This is a genomic window from Brevibacillus laterosporus, assembly GCF_030489605.1.
Lineage (GTDB): Bacteria > Bacillota > Bacilli > Brevibacillales > Brevibacillaceae > Brevibacillus_B > Brevibacillus_B laterosporus_E.
Genome location: NZ_JAUKFY010000009.1, coordinates 84,806 through 108,049 on the forward strand (window position 1 = coordinate 84,806; position 23,244 = coordinate 108,049).

Below are 23,244 nucleotides of genomic sequence, written 5' to 3' on the forward strand. Positions count from 1 at the left end.
TTTTGAAAAATTAAAATCTAAAATATAAGAAAGGGTTATACGTAGAATTAATAAGATACAAAATCACTTCTGTAAAAAGGAAGAAGTTAAACAGCATTCCAAAAACGGTTTGTACTTTTGTCATCGGCTTACTCAATTGCAATTTTTGCAGTTTCGGATATATCGGCGTGGCAACAATCATCGCAATGACAAAGTAGAACCAATTGGAAGATAACAACGAAAGTGCCAGAGAATCGAATATTTCGTTGCCGCGGGTATAGAACATGGAAGCAATGAATTCTGTTGCATATCCAAAGTTGTCAGCGCGGAAGAACACCCATCCAATCATGACAAACAGCAGCACAACAGCATGGTTTAACGGATAAATTCTGGAAAGCATCTTTTCAAGACCTGCTTTTTCTAAAGCAATTAGGATTCCGTAGTATGCACCCCATGCAATAAAAGTCCAACTGGCTCCGTGCCAAAAACCGGTTAATGCCCACACTATAAATAAATTGCGATATATTTTCCAAGGAGCAACTTTGTTTCCGCCAAGCGGGATATAAACATAATCTCTGAACCAACTGCCAAGAGAGATATGCCAGCGTCTCCAGAACTCAGAAATGCTCTTTGAAATGTACGGATAATGAAAGTTCTCTGCGAACTCGAATCCAAACATTTTACCTAAACCGATAGCCATATCGCTGTAGCCTGAGAAATCAAAATAGATTTGTAAAGTATAAGCGATAATACCAATCCAAGCGCTTCCAGTTGAAAGGTCCATTGCAGAATTGACGAACACGGTGTCTGCTACGGACCCAAGAGGGTTGGCTAAGAGTACTTTTTTAGACAATCCTAGAATGAAACGCTTAATTCCTTCGGCGAATTGTATGGAAGAAAAAACGCGTTTGCTAAGTTGTTCAGCGACGGCATTATAGCGAATAATGGGACCTGCTACAAGCTGCGGGAAAAATGTAATGTACAGCGCCAAGCTGAAGAGATTTCGTTGCGCTCTTTCTTTTTTTCTGTATATATCAATCAAATAACTGAGAGCATGGAACGTATAAAAAGAAATCCCTATAGGCAAAGGTACAGGATCCAAATGAAGATTGGTTTGAAGTGCGGCATTGATTACATCAACAAAGAAGTTGGCATATTTAAAATAGCCGAGCAGTCCGATATTAACAACGATTGCAAATGTTAAAATCCAAACTCTCTTTTTCTCGTGATTTTCTGATTTATCAATCCAAATCCCATACCCATAGTTAATGAGAATGGATAATATCATGAGAACCACATACCTCGGTTCGCCCCAGGCATAGAAGACTAAACTGAATATTAGAAGAATAGTGTTTTTTAATTTGAACGGAACAGAGAAATATAGCATAAGAACAAGCGGTAAAAAGCAAAACAAAAAGATGACTGAGCTAAAGACCAAAACAAACTTCCTCTCTATGTTGTTATTTTGTGTAATGTAATCAGAATTAACAGAGTAAATTGTCTGCGGATACGTATCCCCTCTCTTTCTGCTCATTCTATAATAGGTCATTCCTAGATGTTTGCAAACCTGAGACAATCTTTCCATGGTAGTATGTCTTTTGTTAAGGTGCATCATCAGTTCAATATCTTGCTTTACCCGTGGCCATTTTAAGGGAGTAAGGTTAACTAGTTCGACTTAGAGGATTAAAGAAAAAAGCTGAGCCCGAAAATAAGCATTATAAAAATAAACACCCGAATCATCAAATTCGGGCGTTTAGTGCTACTAATAGTCATTATTTAGTACTTTTATCTAATAACTAAATTACTTATGCTACGGCTTCTGTCAGCTTCCCTTCGAAAAATAGGTTTATGCCAATCCAAATAAAATTTGTTTGTTATCACCACTTTGTTGGACCATTATGAAAAAATCCATTTACTACTTTCGAGATGATGCTGTGGTTTTCAATCACATTTCGTTTGCAGGGTTTTTATTCCTCTATATTTAACATCCATACCCTTTTTAAAGGTATTTCAGTTTTAATTTCATCACTCAATTTATCGTAATTTTCAAAGAGTTGCTCTATAATTTTCTTTGAATCCCATAGTCTTACCTTAAAAAACTGTTTTGGAATTTCTTTTATCACAGAGGTTTTGAATCCAGTCCAAGAGACCAACAATCCATAGTCGGCATTAAAGTTACTCATTGTTCCTATTAATTGATCCATCGTAGGTCTATCAATAGGTGAATCAGCGGTTTTTACTTGAACACAAATTTTGGTTGAACCAAAGCCTAAAATATCAGAAGCTGCTAAGATATCTACCCCATTATCTGCACCTTCCGGACTTCGATAGGTTGTGAATCCCTTGGCTTTTAATATTTCTTCAACCAAAATTTCCATTTTATGCCCTTTAAATTTCTTGATTATATAATCAGATATCCTATCAAATATGTACTCATCTAAATCAAATCGTATCTCATCATCTGATTCATCAATTTTTTGAGGTATAGATTTATCTCTTATATTCCAATTATTCTCATACATTATCTTAATTCTTTCTTCTGCATTATTTTTATGTATCCTACATACAGTCATAAAAGCACCCATTGAATATAAGATATCTTGTTCAAATTTATCTCTTGGAATATCGATTGCAAACCACTCTACCTCTCTATAATGGTAATATGGACTTCCTAAGCTTTTATCATAATTATAATCTCCTACAATCTTACCAAAATGTATTGTTCTATTTATCTTACTTGGAAGTACAACCCAATCCCCTATTTCCATTCTATGAGCTATCGGATAGATTTGAGAGGCCCAATTTATCGCTGTTTTTTCTTTTTCTAGTTCATACTTGTCTATAAGAAACATGTAGAGATCTTCTTTTTTGTTGAATTTTTTCAAATTTATATCCAAGTCATCCCAAGTTAGATATATTCTCTTGTCATTCAAAAACTTACTTTCATATTCTCCATTTGATCCTGCTCTGAATAACCAAATACTCACCCTTAGTTCCTCCTATTACTAAATCTTTATATATTATATAGTAAAACTTCCCATTCACTAAGTCTCCATACCAAAAGATTTATTATTATTTTTGGACTAGTATACCTTTGGTAGGTCTTACTCGTAAAAAATAATCCTCAGGGTAACTAGAAGTTCGTGTAGAAAATAGTATGAAAAAATTTGGGCTGATATTATAAGGAATTTACAAGCTCATTTTCTTTAAAAACGCTATTATCTTAGCATTTTTTTGTTTGGAGGCTATGTAATTATTTGTCGAAAACCGAGGAATGTTTCGATTTTTTATTTTGCATCAATTATGAAAATACCATGGTAAATTAATACACAGGAGGAAGAAAGGAGGAAGTTCAATTAATCGGTTGCCTTTAACAATACAAAGGAGTTTTCCCTTTATCGATAAACTTACGGGAACACCCCATTCCACCGATTGGGTATTGGCGTCAGCAATCGCCAAACTCGTACCGGGTGGGCAAAATGTGGTTATTATGTAAAAGATAGCTGAAAGGAGAAAGTAAACGATAGGTCTATCTTTTTTTACAGCTGTCGTCTTGTTTAGTTTATTAGGTTACCTGTATTTTAATGTTGAAGTAAATTCAATGGTATTAATTTTATTAGGGATATCCGCTTTAATGAATGCATATCGTGGGTTTAGAGAATTAAAAAAAAATCGTAGAAGTTAAAAATACGATTTACAGATCAGTACAAGATAATAAGTATCTAAACAAACGTCAGAACTTCTGGTATTCTGGCGTTTGTCTTGTTTATCGCATTTGAGCTTCACTTTTATTTACAAATTAAATTACTAGTTTTGCGGCTCCTGCCCAACTAACAACCTTACCCGATCAGCAAGCCCAACAATATATTTCGTATGCTTCACTTCCTAACAAGCGGAATACTAGAATACTGCCAAATGTCCCCACCGTCTTGGGAACGGAAATATTAGCTCGGCAATGAATAATTTTTGGACAAATCATCTTCTCTACTAAATCCCTAAAATTAAAAAAACTTGTAACCCTAGTGTTAGCACGCAGACCTTCAATCCTTATGTTACTTTGTCTACATGCTAAAAGGCCCCCCATCAATAGGGAGAGCCTTTTGGATGTTAGATATTCGCCAGATTCGTACGCCATTTTCCATAAGTAATCAGGTTGCGTTCATTAAAACTGGCGTGATGCTACATTTTATACTTTAGAAAACAAAGCCATAATACGACTTGCGGCTTCTTTATACCCGCCAGCATTACGCAAGGAATCACCTAACCGCTCAGCATTCTTTTTAAAAGCAGATTCGTTTAACACTTGCAACAATGCGGACTTCAAAGTTTCAGGGGTAAGCTGGCTCTTATCCAAAGTAATTCCAGCCCCGAACTCCTCTACCTGCTTGGCAACAAGTGGTTGATCTGAGCTTAACGGAATCATCACAAGCGGTACATTATAATAGAGAGCCTCACTTGCACTATTCATGCCGGCATGTGTAATAAAAGCATCGGCTTGCTGGAGCACCTCCAACTGGGGAACATACGGCTCAATGATAAAATTATGTGGAATCCTGTCCTCTAGCGGACTCATATCCGTACCTTGACCGCTAGATAACACAAATTGAGCCGGGATATCGTGAAGGGCTTCAAAGCAAAATTTATAAAATTCTATATCTTTGTTCAAGATACTGCCCATTGAAATGTAGACAACTTTGTCATATTGAGCTCGAAGCTGTTCAAGCGGAAATGAAGGAGCATCAAGACGCGGTGTAATGGAAGGGCCAGTAAATATATAGCTATCATCAAGCTTATCAGCATCTGGTTGGAAATCACGGCTTGTAAATACAATCTTAATTTGACCATATTGGCGGGTAATATCTTCAATGGCAGGAACAGCTACGTTGCATGCACTAGCGATGCTTTGCGCTGTATTCGTTACTCTTTCATAAAGAGCTTCGACGTCTAAATCTCCTACATCAATCTCTTCTATAATTTTGTTTAGAGGCCCGGCAAAAGCGAAGTTTGTAACGGAGCAAATAGTCGGTATACCTAACTTTTCCCCTAAAATTTTTCCACCCCAGCCAAATAAAGAGTCAAAAATTAAGTAGTCAAAGGAATCGTTCTCTACCTGTCTTAAGATTTCGGGAATACGCGGTTCAATAATGCCTCGCAGCATAAAATCAGTAAATTGAAGCGGATGTCTAAATTCTGTTGGATTAAATCCAAGATCTCTAAATATTTGTTCGTCCAATTGATAGGCCAAAAATTGGGCCCCAGTCTGGGCAAGCCTAGTCCGATATTCTTCTGAACACATATAGACGACTTCTTCTCCATTGTCGACGAGCTGCTTAACTAATCCTAATGTAGGATTCACGTGACCTTCTGCTGGAATCGTTACATACAATACGCGTGCCACTTACTACACCTCCCCAAAAATGTAAAAATAGAAGATTTTACTATAAATAGAATATGTTACAACTCGATTATAGATGAGCGAAAATATTGGATCAAGTCTAACGTTAAATCCCCAGCACATTGCATAGGGGCGGCCGGGGTTATGGGTAATCTATCATTTCTATGCTTGCTTAAATGCTTAGATAAATACTTGATAATAGCATCCTCATCCTCTTTTTTATTTTAGGGGGTAATAATTTCTGCATGAAATACTAAAAGTTTGTTTCAGCATCATCTTTAATATTTAATAGTCAGTTTTTCCTTGCATTCTATCCATCTTATTTCTACAAAATATGGATTTTCATTTTTGCAAATTAAAAACATAAAATGACCCTGAACATTAATTAAAGCCACTATTATAGCGTTTTTATGTAAAATTAAGTGATATTTTGTCGATTTTTGTTTAAAGTTTCTATTTTTTCTATTTAGCAATTGAAGTGAATACGTTTGGTAAAATAATGCATGAAAGGAATAAATAAGGACATAATTTGGTCTTTTATATAGCTTAAAGGGACGTTCCCTAGCCACTAAATCAACTGGAACGCCCACGTCATAAATAACAAAGAATGTTATTCGGTTTCATTGTTGGCATAATTTTATTGGGACCATTAGAAGAAATACGTAATACTGTAACCAATACCTTGGAGCCATATGTTTGGGGTTGGGTTGCAAAAACTTGCAAATATATCGTGGAAGGTATCGTGTACGCTATAATTTCGTAAGCAGAAAGGAGATAAAATGAACACAGAGACTTTAAAGCTCATTCTAGTTATTTTTTCTGTATATGCCACGATGCAAATTACCAAGGAGATGAATATAGCTGATAATTGGTTTATCAGAGAGTTTGTTCGTTGCATAACTAGCTTTGTTGTAGCCTTGGTTGTTTCTATCCTTTTGGATAAGATATACAAAAAAAAGGATAAAGAGGAGTAATCTTTACCCGATCGGCAAGCTTTCCAAAGTATTCCGCTTTCTTCATATCTCGATTGCTTTACTAACTTGCCATTGTATTTTCAGTGCCAAAATTTAATGAAGAAATTCACCAGAAAAGACCTCATTTCCATTTGAACTTATCTGCAAATAATGCGACTATTACTATTATTGCCCCAAGATATAAGCTTATCTACGCTATTTCGTTTGCTCCTTCATCCCAAACATCACTAGCTTTCCATCTTAATCTAAATACGAATAAAATATGTAATCACATGTTAAAAAAGGTTAATAATGTAAGGTTAAAATACAACTCATACAAAAAAACTTGATAATTAAGGGCAGCTTGTTGAGAAAGTCCCCTTTCGCAAAAAAGGGGGCTTTTCATCTATATTTTTAGGGGGAACAAATATGTCTCCCCATCATCGAAAAACGCCTTAGAAACGATTCGGGAAGGCCAAATTTTTTCTAACCAATCCGCGAAATTCGTAGAGAGGGTTTCTCAACAGTCTGATCTGGATTTTCAAGGGGTTTTTACGTTTTAATTTCCCTCTAGCAAATCCACACTCTCCCTATGCCCTGAGTAATCAAAATTGACAATCAAGACACACTTACCCACTAGTTAATTCCCTCACTGATTATCCCAGAACACTCAAACTTATGCACTATTTACGCCATGCATGATTATGGTTCTTTTGACTTTTAATCTCCATTTTGACACTCTATTTATATGTTTTAACATTATATTACTAACAAGTTGATTCTATGGAACTATACAAAATGTTAATAATAGAAGGTATGATTTACCAAAAGGAGTTGATGTTTCTTGAGAATTCTAAACCATTTAAAAGTAACAAAATTACTCATTTGCTTAAGCACTAGTTTATGCATTATTAATTATCCTTTTATTTCCTTTGCCGAAAAACCTAATACTAATGTAGAAAGTGAAACAAACCAGCCTAATGACATTGATACTGGAATAGCTAACTTAAACTATGATGTTCACGATATTTTAGCAGCAAATGGTGATCAAATAGAAAGTTATGTTCCAACAGAAGGTGTTAAATCAAATGGTAAATTTATAGTGGTTAAACGTGAGAAAAAATCACTTACAACTTCACCAGTGGATATTTCTATTATTGATTCTGTGGCGAATCGTACCTATCCAGGCGCAATACAACTTGCAAACGACGCTTTTGTAGCAAATCAACCTACTTTATTAACGGCTAAGAGAAAGCCCTTGAATATTAGTATAGATTTGCCTGGGATGAAAAGAGGAAATACAATAACTGTTGACAACCCAACATATGGTAATGTATCTGGAGCAATCGATGAATTAGTATCTACTTGGAGTGAAAAGCATTCAACATCAAATACTTTACCTGCAAGACTACAGTATGCAGAATCCATGGTTTATAGCAAAAATCAAATAGCAAGTGCTCTTAATGTTAACTCTAAAATTCTTAACAATTCATTGGGAATTGACTTTAATGCTATTGCTAGCGGAGAAAAGAAAGTGATGGTTGCTGCGTATAAGCAAATTTTTTATACAGTAAATGCAGAATTGCCAAACAATCCATCAGACCTCTTTGATGATAGTGTTACTTTTAAAGAACTGACCCGTAAAGGGGTAAGTGATGAAGCTCCACCTGTTATGGTGTCAAATGTAGCTTATGGCCGAACCATTTATGTGAAATTAGAAACAACTTCTAAGAGCAAAGATGTACAAGCTGCATTTAAAGCCTTACTCAAGAATAACAATGTAGAAGCTAGCGGACAGTACAAAGACATTTTTGAAGATAGCTCCTTTACTGCTGTAGTATTAGGGGGAGATTCAAAAGAGCATAACAAGGTTGTCACAAAAGACTTTGATGAAATACGAAATATTATTAAAGACAATGCAGAATTTAGTCTAAGAAATCCAGCATACCCTATTTCATATACCAGTGTTTTCTTAAAAGATAATTCAATTGCTGCTATTCATAATAATACAGACTATATTGAGACTACCTCCACAGAATATTCTAAAGGTAAGATCATTCTTGATCATTATGGTGCATACGTTGCTCAATTTGAAGTATCCTGGGATGAATTCTCATATGATGAAGATGGAAATGAGGTACTTACCCACAAAACCTGGGATGGAAACTACAAAAGCAAAACAGCTCATTTCTCTACCGTAATACCACTTCCACCTAATTCTAAAAACATAAGAATTTTTGCCAAAGAATGCACAGGTCTAGCATGGGAATGGTGGAGAACGATTATTGATGAATACAATGTTCCATTAACTAATGAAATAAAAGTGTCAATCGGAGGAACAACATTACATCCATCAGCTAGTATTAGCCACTAGAAAAAGAGAAGTACCCATTGGAAAAACAGTACCTCTCCCACTTTCAAAGGCTAGCTAGACATAAAAAAGGATTACATGATTATGATGTAAATCTAAAGCATACCAAGGCAATGAATCGGATTAGCGTAATGTAAATGGGTCACACTCTCCTTACGCTTAATCATTTATCAGATTGAAGGATTGAAAATGGCTAAACCCCTTGCTATACAGGGGATTTAGCCGTTTTCTTTATCCTTATTTTCTCTCCAACAAGCAAACCGACTCCACATGTGTCGAGTAGACAGTGAAAACAAACAATTTTGTAACGTGTCCGAGTAATGTGTGTTTGCTCTTAGAAGCCGTACAAATTAAGAGCCGCCCTTGTTTGAGTGGCTCTGTTTTTATTCTTTGCAATTCTGTAAGTTTACTGAATCAAGTTACGACAATCATAGGTTCTTGCCATCAGCCTACCCTAAGAAACTATCGACTACTTTTTGAATTTCTCTCTTCCAAGCAGGAGCATGTGCATTTCTAGGAATTAAACATGTGTCCAGTACCCTTCTGAACTCTTTGTTGTCATAACGATTCGTCACATATTTTTCCATCATTAAGATGAATTGCTTTAGTGTAATCGGTACGATGTTAATGAAATCCGGTTCGTCACCCGTGTACCAAACGCCTACACGGAATGTTTCTGCTGTATTATTATCAATGGAACGTGCTAAGAACAATCCGTAAACGGGTTTTCCACTCGCCGCGGCGACCTTTGCTTTTTCTTTTGCAACGTGCCTACGGACTGGTTCGCCTTCTGCGGCTTCTTGGCGTGATGAAGTTGTTAGAGTTACCTCCACTACCAGAACATAGTCCTCAAATTCGAATATCAAATCGGGACCGCCACCGGGGGCACAACCTAACGGGAAAAAGTCTTGGTCAACCTTAAATCTCCTTGCTTCATGCGGTTTGTTTACAAGTTGATTAATAGCTAGAAACGCTCTCCATACCGCCCATTCCAAGTATGCAGGTTCGTCCTCAATATCAATATCATACGTTTCTTCATCAATCGGTTGCTTATCAATCTTTTTGAGATAAGCAATAATTTCCTTTACTTGTTCCTCTTCATCTTGCTGGGACGCATAATTCTTTTCTAGGACTTGTTGGTATAATACCTCAAGTCTAAGTCGTACTTGATTCAAATCAGCAACTTCTTGCGTCTCTGGTATAGTCGGTACTAATGCTTCATTCATACCGGAGTCAATGAGAAGTTGACGGAATCTAACGATTTCTTCTCTAGCCGTAATTTCATTATCAGTTGGAAGTTGAGAACCGTTCCAAAGACGAGTAAGATATTCTTTGCCGTTTTCTTTACCGATAATCCGACGGTCAATTGAAATGATTGCGTTGATTATTGGCAACTTTTTATCACTAAGAATAAGCCGTTTTCCCTTTAATGAAACAAGTCCCGTTAATCGTGGGTATCTGAAATTCACGTCAGCGTAATCTTTTAGCGAATCCCTTTGTAAACCGACACTAGCGGCAATACGTTCTAACAAGGCGTTATCCACTCTACGTTTTGCAACTCTACCTGTGACCGCATTTCTTTCGGCTCTAAATTCAAGGATTTTTTCAACAACTTCATCAACAGACTTGTGGTCTCGATAAATTTGCACTATCCCCATTTCAACTTTGCTTAAGCCTTCCGAGTTTTCAAGTGAACCCAACCTTTGAAGCACTTGTAAGATAAAAATAAATGGGTTAAAACTTTCTTCGCCGTTAGTCGGTTCAATCACAGAAGGAATCTCATATGCAAGTAATGATCTAAGCATACATTCTTGTTGTTCCTGAACTGTTTCGGCGTTTATCATTCTTTGACCACTTGGCGTAATCTCATAAGCGCGACCAGTCAACCCGTACTCTGGATTTTCAGCCACAACTTCTAAAATTGCAGGGTCTTTTTCGTCCGGTCTTAAATCTCTTTTGAATTTATGCGTGATAAATCCAAGTTGAGATAAGCAGGAACGCCATTTACGTCCCATATCGCTGTAATCTCTCTGCTTGTTTGCAATTTCAATAACGCCTGCTCTATCAAGTTCATCAGCAAATAAACGCTCTTGCGATTTACCGATGATATTACCGTTTAACGTATTCTTAAGTACAATCAAACCTTCACGTATTCGTAAAGGATTTCTTACAGTTGTATTACCAAAATGCCACGGAGAACTCATACGGCACACCTCGACAATTGTTTAGTATCCGACAAAAATGTACTCTTGTACTTCATTGTTGTTGTCGTCAACTTTATGACCTTGATTTCCAAACGAATATCTATGGTCAATCTGGTTGACTTCAACTTTATCTTTATATTTACAAAGAAGTTCAATCATTTCTTCCATTGAAGGGAACGCATTTGAAGAATAGGAAACCATTATGATGCTATCCTTGTGTTTGGCAAATAACTTGTCAAATGCATCGTAAGCACCGACCTTTGTTCCAAAAGGCGTAGGATACTTCTTGAATTTTTTGGTTTTTGTATCCTGTTGGATTTCCAAACCTTCCCACCGTTTCGATAGCCCTTCAACAAAATGATAGCGTCTCGTATACTCGTTATCACTCAATGGGCTGTAATACGGTGGGTCGATATAAACTAAATCAGCGTGTCGTCTAAGTTCCATAGTATCCCTATTGGTGGAGATGTTTTGTTTGCCGTTATCAAATACTGCATTATTGTAGGCTTCAACGGATTCAAGAAAATGTTCTTTCAAACTTTTTTGTAAATCCTTACGCCCATCATCATACCGATACCCGACGTAAGTAAAAATTCCCCTAGGTCTTCGTTTCAAGCAAGCACGAGTTAAAGCCGCAATTGCCAACGCTCTTTTATAAGGGTCTTGCAACTTATCAATTCGTGCTCTCAAATCGTCTATGAAAATGTTTTCTTCGTCAGAAAAATAAAGACCCTTGAAAGTTTCATAAACAAATCCATTACCGTCGCCTTCTTTTAGCAAGAAATTGACGTCTTTTTCGTCTAGGGTAACGGAATTGTTTTCAACTATCGCTTTTGTTACGTTAGCAGAAAACGTCATAAAGTCATTCGAATAAACGGTTTTACCTTTCGTCTTAAACATGTAGCTTACTACGCCACTACCACTAAATGCGTCCAACACCGAATCGAATCGGAACTGAGAAGCAATATCCCAAATACTATCAAGTAAATTGTTCTTACTGCCCATATATCTTGTGCCGGGGAATCGGTCTAACTGCGTATTTGGAATTTCCGGTTTCACAACCTTGAAACTCCTTCTACGTGGTTGTGCCACTACCAATACGTCTTGTCCGTCACGTTTACTTGCATCCGAATTGATATAACGCTTCGTCTTGTGAACTTCAATTTTGTAATCACGGTATAACTCGTAAACTAATGGATGATTCGAGTTAGTTAGAACAACCGTACAACCCAATTCGTAAAGTCGATGTACTTCATTTGCTAATGCAACGTGGTCTTCTTCGTAAAAGAACTCCTTCGTATAACGTTTGAAATCCGAATAAGTAGAAATCGGAAGGTAAGGAGGGTCTAAATAAATGAAATCGTCCGGTTCGGCGTAGTTGTTCAGAACTTCCAAATAATCGCCTTCAACGATTGTGGTATCAAATAACGCAGAACTTGCCGCTTTAAGCCCCTCAACATCACAGAAATTAGGGTTCTTGTATTTGCCAAATGGAACATTGAACTGACCTTTTTTATTTACACGGTATAGCCCGTTAAAGCAAGTTTTATTTAAGAATAGGGTTCTTGCCGCACGTTCAATATGGCTTAAATGCGTCGGGTCTTGGCTTCGAATGGAGTAGAAAAATTCCTCTTCATTTACAAAACCTCCAAGACATTCGATTAGTTCATTAACATTATCCCGAACAGTTTTATACAAGTTTACTAAATCGGGGTTAGTATCTGATATAACAGCACTATCCGGTTGCAAGCCAAAGAACATCGCGCCCCCACCGAAAAAAGGTTCAATGTATTTGTTGAATTTATTCGGAACATGCCGTGCAATTTCATTCCAAAGTTGTTGCTTTCCGCCTGCCCATTTTAATATTGGTTTGGCTATCGGTTTTTCAATCTGCTGTATAAGTAATTGTTGTTTCGGGACAGCCATTATTTATTACCACCTTTATATTCATTCCGCACCGCACTCACAAAATCTATTCTATCACTTGTAAACATCAACTAGAATCCGAACAAACAAACTTTTTTTAAACTCCGTAAATAAATCAATATAACACTTTGAAAATAAGTATGCAATTAAGTAAGTCGCCTTAATAAGCCCCTGTACGTACAACGTCGATTCAAAAAAAATTTGTACGGAGCAGACGAGGGTAAACTCAGACAAGTCAGCCAGAAGCGAATCACTAGGCACTGGGTGGGGTCTATAATCCACCCTACAAGCTGAACAGAGCCACCTTCTTACTTCCGGGTGGCTCTGCATAGCTTTGACCGTATAAAGCCGCTCAACGGCTCTCAGACTGTTTCAGTCACTTGTGTTACTTCTTGCTTTCTCCGATTGAGTTCGCGATAAAGTGACCCCTTACTTACACCTGTCATTTCCTCAATTTGTGTTACCGTAAATTCTCCGCTCGCGTGTAGCTTGATTGCTTTGTCTAGCTTCTTCTTATCCGTCATAGGGCGACCGCCCTTACGTCCACGTGCTCTAGCGGCTTCTAGTCCTGCTACTGTACGTTCATGGATGATTGATTTCTCGAACTCTGCAAAGACAGCCATCATGCCGAACATTGCTTTTCCTGCCGCCGTAGAAGTATCTATGTTATCGGATATACTTACGAACTCAACACCCTTCTTCTTCAGTAGGTCTAGGGTTGCTATTAGTTTTAGTGTCGAACGTGCTAAGCGGTCAAGTTTGTAAACAATGAAAGTGTCACCTTCACGAAGCATGTCTAAAGCCTTTTCAAGTTCGGGTCGGTTATCTTTTCCGCCGCTTGCTTTCTCTGTGAATATTCGGTCATAACCGAACTTTGCCAATGCGTCCATTTGCGAATCGAGTGACTGGTCAGCGGTAGATACCCTTGCATAAGCTATTTTCATAGTTTCTCTTGTTCCTCTCGTTTATGTATCTTTAATGAGAATGTATCATAAACGTACCATTTCGTAAATATGATTTTGAAACGAGTTTCGTAACTTAAATTCCTATATATTCGCCATGAAAACAGACACGATGTGGACTGTTCCATAAACAATCGTTTACGTACCACACTCGCTGATATTATCATTGAATCAAGTAACCTCAATCATGGGGATTTTCGGGGGCTAAGTAGGAAGGAAGCGGAGGAATATTTGAATCTTTGCAAACCTTCACAATTCAGCCGCCCCGGAGGTAAAGGAAAGGAGGGGCGAGAGCGGTATTCCTACGGGTACTGTTCCCGATATGGACGGAATCAGCACAATTGGAAGTGGAATCCAACTTCATCTGTCCTTTTACTGATAAACGTTTCGGGTCAATGAAAGTCTTGATAAAGGCGGCTGTGCCGCATTTGATTCAATCAGCAAGCAGAGAAGAACAACATGAAAACGAGTTATGAAAATGGTAACATAAATCAAAAGCTTAAAATCATCGCCGGGGTAGGTACTACTACTTAGATACTTCTTTACTACTTCTTATATGTAATACTTATTAGGAAAGCCGCAAAGCCTTGACACATAAGGTTTTACGGCATTTTCTCACAGACATTTTTCTGCGATACTCCATCAGTTCGCAGATTTTTTTCTGACAGTCACGGAATTGATTCTGTTCAAAAGCAGAATATCTTCTGAATGTCTTACGAAATCGCAGATAATATTCTGCTCTGTTGTTTTAGGCAGTCCTTCTATCACGACCACCTAAGCCAATATGAACGGCATTGTACATCAATCTTGACACTATAACCTCGCCTAAGTGACTATCCTGCTTCAAGATAGAATCAACATAGTTACTGGTGAAGATGGTTGAACGCAACTCCTCTTTTCGTTTATCAATGACATCGTATGTCAGGTCGCGGATAACGTCTGTAATCCGACCGGAACCAATATCGTCCATTATTAATAGCGGTACATTTTTCATTTGCTTGATGTTGTTATACATCTGCTCAAACAAGACGGAGTCTCCGACTTGGTGGGCATGGCGAATCTCGTTACTCCAATCACCGAACTTCACATAAAGAGCAATTGGGTTTTCAAAGTCAAACAGGGCAGGGTTCAAGCATGTTTTGTAGATGTACTCGTTCGCAATTGCACAAGCCGTGAATGTCTTGCCAGTTCCTTTGTTGTTGTGAAACAGGGTGACATTCATACCGCTTTTGACAAATTCGACAGGGTCACTGAGTATATACCTGATTCGAGGGTAATGGGCTTCATTGTCAACATCTACTTTGAATGAACGTAGATTCGCTCTCTGGTACTCTAGTGGAATCTTTGATAGCTTGATAGCCTGTTCGAGCATGACATATCCGTTACACTCACAGTTATACTGATAGTCCTTCGGTAGAGCCATACTGCCGTCACGCCGCTTACACCATTGTTCTACTACGCAAGTTCCGCATGTTTTATAAGGGGCTGTCTCCGGTACTAAGGTTTGTTTGGTATTGTTCATATCGCTTTTCCTCCCATACGCATTATCATTTCCTCGAAGGGGATTCCTTCATTTTCCTGTTGAGCGACCCTCGCCTGCTCTGCTTTCACGACAGAAGCGGATTTTGTTCGTTGTCCTACTCCATAAACTGTTGGTGCCTTACCTGTTTCCAAGCAAGCACGTAATTCAGAAAGGATTCCATCGTTAGCAAACAACGCAGTCGTTGGGTCTTTAACATGATAGGATTCAAAGAACTTATCCACGAACCAGAGAACCATATCTTTATCGCCGCCACAGTAGTTTATGACTTTTGATATTTGAGTTAATGCGGTTGGTTTGATGACAGAATGTTCACGTCCAGTAATGGCTACATACTTGTTAGTGAAGATTTCATAAACGGTCTCAGCTAGAGATTGGTCACTAGTATTATCACTTATGATTGAAGCTTTTTGCTGTTCCTCATCAAATGTCCCCAATCCTGATTCCACAATAGCCCGTTTCAGGTATTCCTTGTACTCATCCATTGCCCCAATCCCTACAGACAATTTTGTAATATACTCTGCTTCAACGGATTCGGCGGTAGTTTTTACAAACTTTTGCAAGTTTCCCAAGTAATCTTTGGACGCAATGCCCGAATTAATGCGGCAACCTTTCATGATTTGCTTTTCCACCATATCCAAGAGTACATAGGGATTCTGTTCAAGATTTTCAGCCAAGGAAACAGTATAAGTTCCTTCTATACCGCCTTGCTTTGAAAACTCGCGTACTATTCCGTAATCTCGAAGTCCACGGAGTTGCTTATCAATATTATCTTCTGTGCAGAAGTCAAGGACACAACGCAGTTCCTTTTTGGAAATGGTTAGTACACTAGGATTCGGAGCATTTCGTTTCATTTTCATGCTCTTAAGGTTCAGCATCACGGCAAGTAGTATTTGATACTTGCTCAAACGGTTACAGGTCAATAGTCTGTTGGGAACCTGTGTGAACTTGTGTTCAAATACAATATGGTCAACTACCACTACCATTATCTCCGCCCCCTCTTATTGATGTACTCAGCAAGGGCAATACGGCTTATCATGTACGAACAGGTTTTACCCTCACCAATCTTTACAGCGTCAAGCTGACGGGCTTGTATTGCCCTTAGAATCGTTCTAGGACTGACTCTTGCGGCTCTAGCCGCTTCTTTACGGTTCATAATTTCTTTCATTTCTGTTCCCCCTTGGAGTTGGTATAAGTTAGAGACATCAGAAGGTAAAAAAATAACCCTCTCGTCCTAGTAATCGTTCCATGCTGTCGTTTAGTTGCGAGAGTGTCTTGCTTATAATAAAAGTACACGTTCCTTTCTTATTGCCCCTGCCATGACTCAGCAGGGGCTTTTTGTGTCCATTACCTTCGAGCGGTTACACGTTGTCGGGAAAGAGCCTGTCAGCGTCATAACCCATCTCATTGAGTACGGACTTTAAGTGTTCGGCTTCCGCCCAGTAAGGGTATTTACCGTAGCCCCTGTTATTGCCCGTAATACGTTCGACCTGTAGCCTTCCTTGTCGAATCCACCTATAAACGGTGTCCTCTGTGACCATGCGGCTTCTATTATGAACGGATAGCCGTTGAGCGATTGTAGATACGGTGTAATATCTCTCCATGTTTTTAGCGTCTCCCCTCTTTGATTGACTGTTCGATGAACTCCCGTAAATCGGCTTCTCGGACTCGCCATAGCGTCCCGGCTAACTTCATTGCCTTTATTCGTCCTTCTCCTAGCCACTTGTAACAAGTCACCATTTCAATGCTCAACATCTTGGCTACCTCATCAGCGGAGTAAAGGCGACCAAGATATGTCTTCATATCATCCATGTTTACTGACCTCCCTTTGTGTTATTGAGGATGAAGTTCCTTAGCGATTCTTGAGGGATGCGGATGCTTCCGCCAACCTTACAGCTTGGCAGAGTGCCGTTTGAACACATTGCATAAACCGTTGTGTACGAAAGCTGTAGAATATCCATTACCTCTCGGATGGTGTATAAACGTTCCATTAAGACTGCTCCTTTCGGTTGTGAATTAGTTACAGTCACAATATAAGTAAGCGGTTTGCAAGAATAACAAAGGAACGTAGAAATATTGCAAAATCTCGGATTATCCGAAAAGAACGGGTCATTTTAGTTCAGGAAAGGGGAGGGAGAACGAAGCTAACCATTTTCGGAAGGTTAAGGGGATGAAATTGCAGATATAAGACACAGTTATGTCAAGATACAATCTTTACAAAAATGGACAATGCACTTACCTTTTGCAAGTAAATTAGGGTATAAAAATAAACTTCATCCTCCATCGCAACAGTTCGGATACATAGACCGATGGTTAGCACGGGAGGGGAACTAACATGGAAATCGAACGCACATTCAACGGTAACAATGACCTAGAGGAAATACTGCTTCAACTTATCAAAGTCCACGTTGACAAGCTAGATAAGCCTGTCTACGATGAGAATAGAGCAAACACCATTCCTTCAACGGACACGGAAGGGATGGCGAGTTAAAATGAGTTTGAAAGTAGCAATTTATGCACGTGTGAGTACCACTAGGGACGCTCAGAAAGACAGTATTGATAATCAAATTGCCTATGCTATGGATTTGATTACACGTAACGGGTGGACTGTGGCAGGTACTTACATCGACAATGGTATTAGTGGGCTGAGGGTCAAGAATCGTGCCCAAATGCAACGATTGCTTGCCGATGCGAAAAAGAAGAAGTTTGATGCAGTTATCGCTAAATCCGCTTCCCGACTTGGGCGGAATCTAGTAGAGAACTTGCAAACAGCGGACATTATCGTAAGTTCCAAGGTTCGTTTGATTCTTCCTGAGGACAATTTCGATTCTGCTACAAGTCAAAGTAAATTCAACTTCAATATTCGGGCTTTATTAGCGGAAGAGGATAGTGCTACCTTCTCACGTAGAATCAAGCTAGGGAGACAAGGGAGTGCAAGACGGGGTAAGTATCAGGCTTCATTACCTGCATATGGTTACAGACGGGATGAGAACAGAAATCTTGTCCCTGATGAAGAGACCGCCCCGACTGTGCGAAGTATTTTTCACTGGTATTTACATGACGGGTGGGGGATGCAGAAAATCAGTAATTACTTGACTGAGCATGGATACCTAACTCCTAGAACAGTGTCCAATGCAGGTAATCAAGGAACAGTTTGGCACCAGTCAAGTATTAAGTGTATTCTGACCAACGTGACCTACACCGGAACCCTATGCCAACACCGTGAAGAAGTATTAAGCCACATGTCTAAGGAACGGGTCAAAGTTCCCGAAGATAAACAGATTATCTTTAAGAACGCCCACCCTGCCCTGATTTCCAAGGAAGATTACGAAGCTGTACAGGAACTTATGAAATCGAAAGGAAAGAGCCACAGCAACGGTCAGGAAAGCCTTTTTGCACATCTTATGATGTGTCCTGATTGTGGGCATGGGATGACATTCCGAAAGGATAGGCTAAAAAAGCAAAATGGTGCTTACGTCTGTTGTGGGTACGTAAAACGTGGCAAGTCGTTTTGCTCTTCTCATATTATTGGCTACAATACGTTGCTCACGGCGGTCAAGAATGACCTAAAGGAACTGATTGGCAGTAACGTCAGATTAGACAGACTATTCGATGCTGTAAAAGGGAATGTTGGTCAAAAACAATCTGCTCTAATCAAAGAGTTACACAAGCTGAACAAGCAACAGGAGCAACTAGAGAAAACTTTACAGGGACTTATTACCCTCTTCTCAACTCAAGCCGTAACCCTAGAGCAGTTCACCGCCCAAAATCAACGTATTCAGACTGAGCAACAAAACCTTGCCAAACGAAAGACGGAACTGGAATCCATTCTTGAAGCACAAAAAGACACGGAAGAGCAATTCCGTGCCTTTCAGAAACAAATTGCGTCATTTGCACGACTTGACATTGATGATGAGCAGGTATTAAAGCAGTTGCTTCATCAGCTCATTCAAAAGATAGAAGTCAATCAAGATGGCTCTATCAGAAGAATACATTATAACATCGCCCCACCTCAGGGAATGGGCGAATTACTTCAAGGGGCTTAATCCGTAGCCCCTCTTAATTTAAGTAACACTGTACACTCCACATGCCCTGTTTTGGGGGGCTTTTTATTCTGATTCATTCCTTATTCACCGGAACATTAATAATGCAGATTAAAAGAACACTTAATAATAGTATGTGCTTCTGAAGAACTCTATTTCATTATATTGCGTGGTCAAAATGTGGTCATTGAATTATTAACCTACTATAATTAGTTCGCCCTTCCTACATTTATCTGTTCTAATGTTTCTGTTGTATTTTCAACTGCATCCTGTTTTTTATTTTCACTGAAAAATATAGATTCTACAATCTCTCTCCAATTGCTATTAATACTCTCCCAATTATTTCCCCAAGTCATATCAATGTGACTATAAGCTGTGCTAGGCTTATTATTAGATGGAGCTGGGTATCCTAATATATCCTCAATACAATTTTCGAGCATTATCCTTCTACTTTCATCTTGTAAAGCTTGTTTTATTGGTTCATTGTATTTCTTGGCATTTGGTGTATTTTCGTCTTTATCATGTATAACATATGGATTGATCCCCATTATCTTCAGGTATTTTATCAAAGATATAATGGTAGCTTTTCCTCTAGCCTTTACAATCTCCCAATTCGCTCGAACTTCTTTCCTCTGGATAGGTAACATACGTGATATAGTTTCTCTAAAGACAATATCCTCTGTATCCCCCTCTATTATTAGAACGTTACGTGCGAAGAACACTTTTGCCATTGAATCATCAATTTTCATTAGCATTTTAACGTATGTTTTGTCGCTACCTTGTAAATCCTTAAAAGCCTTAGTCACATTAAATGGATTTGAAGTAATTCTTTCATCATTATTTGAAATAGAAGGTTCCATACGAATATGATTAAGTGTCTGCGAAGAGTTCCTACTAAGATCAATCATAAAAGGTGAATGTGTAGTACATACAATCTGATTCAGTGGCTCACATGCTAATTCATAAATTGTATCTCTCATCTGATATACTGCTTTGGGATGTAAATATATCTCTGGCTCCTCGAACGCAATAAAAATTGGTCTAATTATATTGTCCTTCTGTGCATGTTGGCTAATTCTCATATTTCTATATCTTAACATTGCAAAAACAGCTGACCGAATAACCCCTGTTCCTTGCTGTTCTACCCTAGTATTAACATTACTTCCCATCGAAATATCAAATTTTGGATTTAATACTTGTCTTGGATCAGATAAATTTGCTTTAGCCATAATAGTTATATCCGGAAAAACATCACTTATTACTTTATTTAGTCCGGTTAACAACTGTGAAAGTTCACTTTCTTCATCCTCAGGATCTAACTCTTCTGCAAGTAAATTTAAATAGTATTGCGCTTTCCCGAAATGATCAGAAGCTTCTCTAACGTCATTGAAAAGTTCATTTAATGTTTCCATTAATGCACCTTTTTGTGATGATAATTCATCTACCTTATCTTGAGCTGGAATAAAAACAAATTTAGGAAGTTTACTTAATATATTTGCTGATATCCCCCCGGGATTTTTTGCCCATACTTCTTCTTCAGTAGTTTCATCATAAAAAAGTTCTAAATACTCTTCTCTTAACTTTTCAAAATCTTTATCATTTATTTTTTTTGTTAATTTTATTTCTCCAAATATTTTTTTGAAAACCTCTTCACTTACGCCTTTATCAATAAAGTCTTGAACAGTTTTACATTCATTATATGTATCCTTCAATACTTTTTTATACTCTTTCATTTCTCCCTCAAAATCTTTGTCAATTTCATAGGTTTTCTTATACACTATCCTTAGACCAGTTTCTTTAGTATCACTTTGAATTTCGTAAGGTAATAATCTACCTTTAAAGCCATGCCATTCATTAGCTTCAATTGGAACATTACGAAATTCTGCTGTTAGAACTATTTTTTCAGTTATTATTTTTTCTGTCTCACTATCTTTATCATACATTCGTGAAAATTCTTCTACTGGAATCCTCTTTGTGCCCTTAAAGTAATACTCTAATGCCTTTAAGATTGAACTTTTTCCTATATTATTTTCCCCAAGAAGAAATGTGGCATCTGAAAAGAATATTGTAGTGCAAGTATGTTTTCGAAACCCTTCAATTTTAAAAGAATATAGTTTCATAGTAATGCCTCCTCTATATCAATAGTCCTATCATAATTCCTTATTATTCATATGAATCCCTCTAATATTTACAAAAAATATTTTTGAGGGATATTTCAAGTAGGATACCTCAAAAATTGGAAATGAATTCAAATGTTATGGATACGAATAAAACTGCAGATAACAAAATGGAATTGTTATCTGCCTTTTTTTCAAAACAAAAACAAAAAACCCTTGTATCAAAGGGTTTTCGACATTTATTTCAACATAAGCAAAGTCACACTCTCAACATGACCTTTTTTTGTGACATACTATCTTAATTATTAAGTAATTTTTAGTTCTTGTAGTGCATTTTGATGGATACTCTACTTTATTTGCTATCGTAAAAAACATTTAATTAAATATACGTCGTGGTCAAATAATTTGATTATGTAATTCTTTACTCTCTTCCTATCTTACTAAATAGTTGTTGTTTGTATATAACTGATTTCTATCTTATAACTCCCAAATATGTGGATATATTATGAAAAAATTCTATTTGTCTATTGCCTTTTTGGTATCTTTAGTAAAAGCACTAGAAATAATTTTAAACCCTTTATTCTTGATAAGGATCTTTAAATTCATTTATTAATATAGACAGAACACTTATTTATAAGAACTGCACGAGGACGACCGAGAGACGCTCTTGGCGGCTCTCGAGTCTCGTGTATCTTAATATAAAATTTTTATATCATATCTAGAATAACGTATTAAAATTCTATTTTAGTAGCAGTTACTTTCCAAATATGTTTTATCTCATGTTTCTGTATTTCTTGAGCCTTATAATGTGATTTTTCACTAATCAACATTATCCTATCACCTAAATTGACTACTCTTCTAATTAGATAATTTTCCTCGTTATGATCAACAAGACTAACAAGAACTATATCACCATTATTAATTTCTTTTCTATAGTCAATATTGACAATGGAACCCTTTGGAATAACCGGCTCCATTGAATCATCTTTCATTTCAAATCCCATTAATGAGAGCATTAATTCAGGTTTAGATAAGCTAGGAAACCCTTTTTTAGCATCATTAAGATATTTTTTAGATAATTCAAGAATATCTTGAGCTGACCTGTTATCAATTTGAAATAAAGACTTTTCTAATAGGTCTTCAGGAAAATAACTTTTTAATGTGAAAATAGTCATTTCTTTAAGTGTTCCTGATACATCTTGAATATAATCTTTGATAAAATCCGGTGCCTTTTCAATATATCCCTCGTATCGAAACTTCTCTACATCCCCGCCACAAACCTTTGCTAAAGCAACGTTAACTTCATCAGACGCAGGAGCTTGCTTCCTTGTTTGTAATTTGCTTATATAAGATCTATTTATCTTTACTCCATATTCAGCTTCACATCGATTAGCTATTTCTTGAAGTGTTAGACCACTTTTTTCAATCATGTCTATAAGCATTTTATAGTAATCCATTTAATTCCCCCTACTAAATATGAGATTAATATTAATGTTATTTTTTAATCACATTGTTGACAAACTTGTCAGATCATTATACCATGAATCTGTAAGTGATATTTAAGTCACATGACGTTCCAAAAATGTAACAAAAAAAGGAGGAATTTAGTGAATAGAAAAGAGCTACTTTTTTTATTAGATGATATTCAAAATTACTTTCAAACACTAGCAAAAACTAGAGCAATACAAATCTCCTTAGAGAAAAAGATTCAAAAAAAGATAGAACAAGCCCGGCAAGCCATGAAATGAGCGTAG

The 23,244-nt window shown here is 37.4% G+C and carries 19 protein-coding genes; 5 read left to right on the forward strand and 14 right to left on the reverse strand.

Annotated elements, in window-relative coordinates:
- Positions 1–10: 10 nt before the first annotated feature.
- From QZ995_RS11920 to QZ995_RS11930, 3 genes are all read right to left on the reverse strand, one after another.
- Entirely contained in the window at positions 11–1,417 is a 1,407-nt protein-coding gene (locus tag QZ995_RS11920; protein WP_301807005.1) for an MBOAT family O-acyltransferase, read from the reverse strand.
- A 529-nt stretch (positions 1,418–1,946) separates the two neighbouring features.
- Positions 1,947–2,966: a restriction endonuclease gene (locus QZ995_RS11925; protein ID WP_301807006.1), complete on the reverse strand. Its 1,020-nt coding sequence runs from the start codon at positions 2,964–2,966 to the stop codon at positions 1,947–1,949.
- A 1,199-nt stretch (positions 2,967–4,165) separates the two neighbouring features.
- Positions 4,166–5,377 carry a macrolide family glycosyltransferase gene (locus tag QZ995_RS11930; RefSeq protein ID WP_301807008.1) on the reverse strand — a complete coding sequence of 404 codons (1,212 nt, stop codon included), beginning with the start codon at positions 5,375–5,377 and terminating at the stop codon, positions 4,166–4,168.
- Between the two features lie 776 nt (positions 5,378–6,153).
- Here QZ995_RS11930 and QZ995_RS11935 point away from each other — a divergent pair.
- Positions 6,154–6,348: a hypothetical protein gene (locus tag QZ995_RS11935; protein WP_301807010.1), complete on the forward strand. Its 195-nt coding sequence runs from the start codon at positions 6,154–6,156 to the stop codon at positions 6,346–6,348.
- A gap of 823 nt (positions 6,349–7,171) precedes the next feature.
- On the forward strand, positions 7,172–8,701 hold the full coding sequence (locus QZ995_RS11940; protein WP_301807012.1) for a thiol-activated cytolysin family protein: 1,530 nt from the start codon (positions 7,172–7,174) through the stop codon (positions 8,699–8,701).
- A 446-nt stretch (positions 8,702–9,147) separates the two neighbouring features.
- Here the strand turns inward: QZ995_RS11940 and QZ995_RS11945 are convergent, their stop codons facing one another.
- The 9 genes from QZ995_RS11945 to QZ995_RS11985 form a co-directional block, all read right to left on the reverse strand.
- A complete protein-coding gene (locus QZ995_RS11945) occupies positions 9,148–10,902 on the reverse strand; it encodes an AlwI family type II restriction endonuclease (protein ID WP_301807013.1) in 1,755 nt (584 codons plus the stop codon).
- Positions 10,903–10,923: 21 nt separating this feature from the next.
- Positions 10,924–12,828, reverse strand: a complete 1,905-nt coding sequence (locus QZ995_RS11950; RefSeq protein WP_301807015.1) for a Dam family site-specific DNA-(adenine-N6)-methyltransferase — start codon at positions 12,826–12,828, stop codon at positions 10,924–10,926.
- A 362-nt stretch (positions 12,829–13,190) separates the two neighbouring features.
- Positions 13,191–13,772, reverse strand: a complete 582-nt coding sequence (locus QZ995_RS11955) for a recombinase family protein (protein ID WP_301807017.1) — start codon at positions 13,770–13,772, stop codon at positions 13,191–13,193.
- A 766-nt stretch (positions 13,773–14,538) separates the two neighbouring features.
- Positions 14,539–15,312 (reverse strand): ATP-binding protein, encoded by a 774-nt coding sequence (locus QZ995_RS11960; RefSeq protein WP_301807019.1) that lies wholly within the window; start codon positions 15,310–15,312, stop codon positions 14,539–14,541.
- Complete coding sequence (locus QZ995_RS11965; RefSeq protein WP_301807020.1) at positions 15,309–16,316, reverse strand: hypothetical protein; 1,008 nt, start codon at positions 16,314–16,316, stop codon at positions 15,309–15,311. Before QZ995_RS11965 ends, QZ995_RS11960 begins: the two co-directional genes overlap by 4 nt.
- Positions 16,316–16,498, reverse strand: a complete 183-nt coding sequence (locus QZ995_RS11970; RefSeq protein ID WP_301807022.1) for a helix-turn-helix domain-containing protein — start codon at positions 16,496–16,498, stop codon at positions 16,316–16,318. Before QZ995_RS11970 ends, QZ995_RS11965 begins: the two co-directional genes overlap by 1 nt.
- 193 nt (positions 16,499–16,691) lie before the next feature.
- A complete protein-coding gene (locus tag QZ995_RS11975) occupies positions 16,692–16,934 on the reverse strand; it encodes a hypothetical protein (protein ID WP_301807024.1) in 243 nt (80 codons plus the stop codon).
- 4 nt (positions 16,935–16,938) lie between these two features.
- Entirely contained in the window at positions 16,939–17,142 is a 204-nt protein-coding gene (locus QZ995_RS11980) for a helix-turn-helix domain-containing protein (protein WP_301807026.1), read from the reverse strand.
- Positions 17,143–17,144: 2 nt separating this feature from the next.
- Positions 17,145–17,321, reverse strand: a complete 177-nt coding sequence (locus QZ995_RS11985; RefSeq protein WP_301807027.1) for a helix-turn-helix domain-containing protein — start codon at positions 17,319–17,321, stop codon at positions 17,145–17,147.
- 344 nt (positions 17,322–17,665) lie between these two features.
- Between QZ995_RS11985 and QZ995_RS11990 the strand changes: the two genes are divergently transcribed.
- Positions 17,666–17,821 (forward strand): hypothetical protein, encoded by a 156-nt coding sequence (locus QZ995_RS11990; protein ID WP_301807028.1) that lies wholly within the window; start codon positions 17,666–17,668, stop codon positions 17,819–17,821.
- 1 nt (position 17,822) lies between these two features.
- Positions 17,823–19,376, forward strand: coding sequence for a recombinase family protein (locus QZ995_RS11995; protein WP_301807030.1), 1,554 nt, complete (start codon positions 17,823–17,825; stop codon positions 19,374–19,376).
- Between the two features lie 206 nt (positions 19,377–19,582).
- Here QZ995_RS11995 and QZ995_RS12000 read toward each other — a convergent pair whose 3' ends face one another.
- Both QZ995_RS12000 and QZ995_RS12005 read right to left on the reverse strand, forming a co-directional pair.
- Entirely contained in the window at positions 19,583–21,493 is a 1,911-nt protein-coding gene (locus QZ995_RS12000; RefSeq protein ID WP_301807031.1) for an AAA family ATPase, read from the reverse strand.
- 728 nt (positions 21,494–22,221) lie between these two features.
- Positions 22,222–22,947, reverse strand: a complete 726-nt coding sequence (locus tag QZ995_RS12005) for a LexA family transcriptional regulator (RefSeq protein WP_278430029.1) — start codon at positions 22,945–22,947, stop codon at positions 22,222–22,224.
- A gap of 150 nt (positions 22,948–23,097) precedes the next feature.
- Between QZ995_RS12005 and QZ995_RS12010 the strand changes: the two genes are divergently transcribed.
- Entirely contained in the window at positions 23,098–23,238 is a 141-nt protein-coding gene (locus QZ995_RS12010) for a hypothetical protein (protein WP_278430028.1), read from the forward strand.
- Positions 23,239–23,244: the final 6 nt, after the last annotated feature.

Bases quoted from the DNA above. Each gene is read 5' to 3' on its own strand.
- QZ995_RS11935 (WP_301807010.1), top strand. From the start codon at position 6,154: ATGAACACAGAGACTTTAAAGCTCATTCTAGTTATTTTTTCTGTATAT.
- QZ995_RS11945 (WP_301807013.1), bottom strand. From the start codon at position 10,902: ATGAGTTCTCCGTGGCATTTTGGTAATACAACTGTAAGAAATCCTTTA.
- QZ995_RS11950 (WP_301807015.1), bottom strand. From the start codon at position 12,828: ATGGCTGTCCCGAAACAACAATTACTTATACAGCAGATTGAAAAACCG.
- QZ995_RS11955 (WP_301807017.1), bottom strand. From the start codon at position 13,772: ATGAAAATAGCTTATGCAAGGGTATCTACCGCTGACCAGTCACTCGAT.
- QZ995_RS11960 (WP_301807019.1), bottom strand. From the start codon at position 15,312: ATGAACAATACCAAACAAACCTTAGTACCGGAGACAGCCCCTTATAAA.
- QZ995_RS11965 (WP_301807020.1), bottom strand. From the start codon at position 16,316: ATGGTAGTGGTAGTTGACCATATTGTATTTGAACACAAGTTCACACAG.
- QZ995_RS11970 (WP_301807022.1), bottom strand. From the start codon at position 16,498: ATGAAAGAAATTATGAACCGTAAAGAAGCGGCTAGAGCCGCAAGAGTC.
- QZ995_RS11975 (WP_301807024.1), bottom strand. From the start codon at position 16,934: ATGGAGAGATATTACACCGTATCTACAATCGCTCAACGGCTATCCGTT.
- QZ995_RS11980 (WP_301807026.1), bottom strand. From the start codon at position 17,142: ATGGATGATATGAAGACATATCTTGGTCGCCTTTACTCCGCTGATGAG.
- QZ995_RS11985 (WP_301807027.1), bottom strand. From the start codon at position 17,321: ATGGAACGTTTATACACCATCCGAGAGGTAATGGATATTCTACAGCTT.
- QZ995_RS11990 (WP_301807028.1), top strand. From the start codon at position 17,666: ATGGAAATCGAACGCACATTCAACGGTAACAATGACCTAGAGGAAATA.
- QZ995_RS11995 (WP_301807030.1), top strand. From the start codon at position 17,823: ATGAGTTTGAAAGTAGCAATTTATGCACGTGTGAGTACCACTAGGGAC.
- QZ995_RS12000 (WP_301807031.1), bottom strand. From the start codon at position 21,493: ATGAAACTATATTCTTTTAAAATTGAAGGGTTTCGAAAACATACTTGC.
- QZ995_RS12005 (WP_278430029.1), bottom strand. From the start codon at position 22,947: ATGGATTACTATAAAATGCTTATAGACATGATTGAAAAAAGTGGTCTA.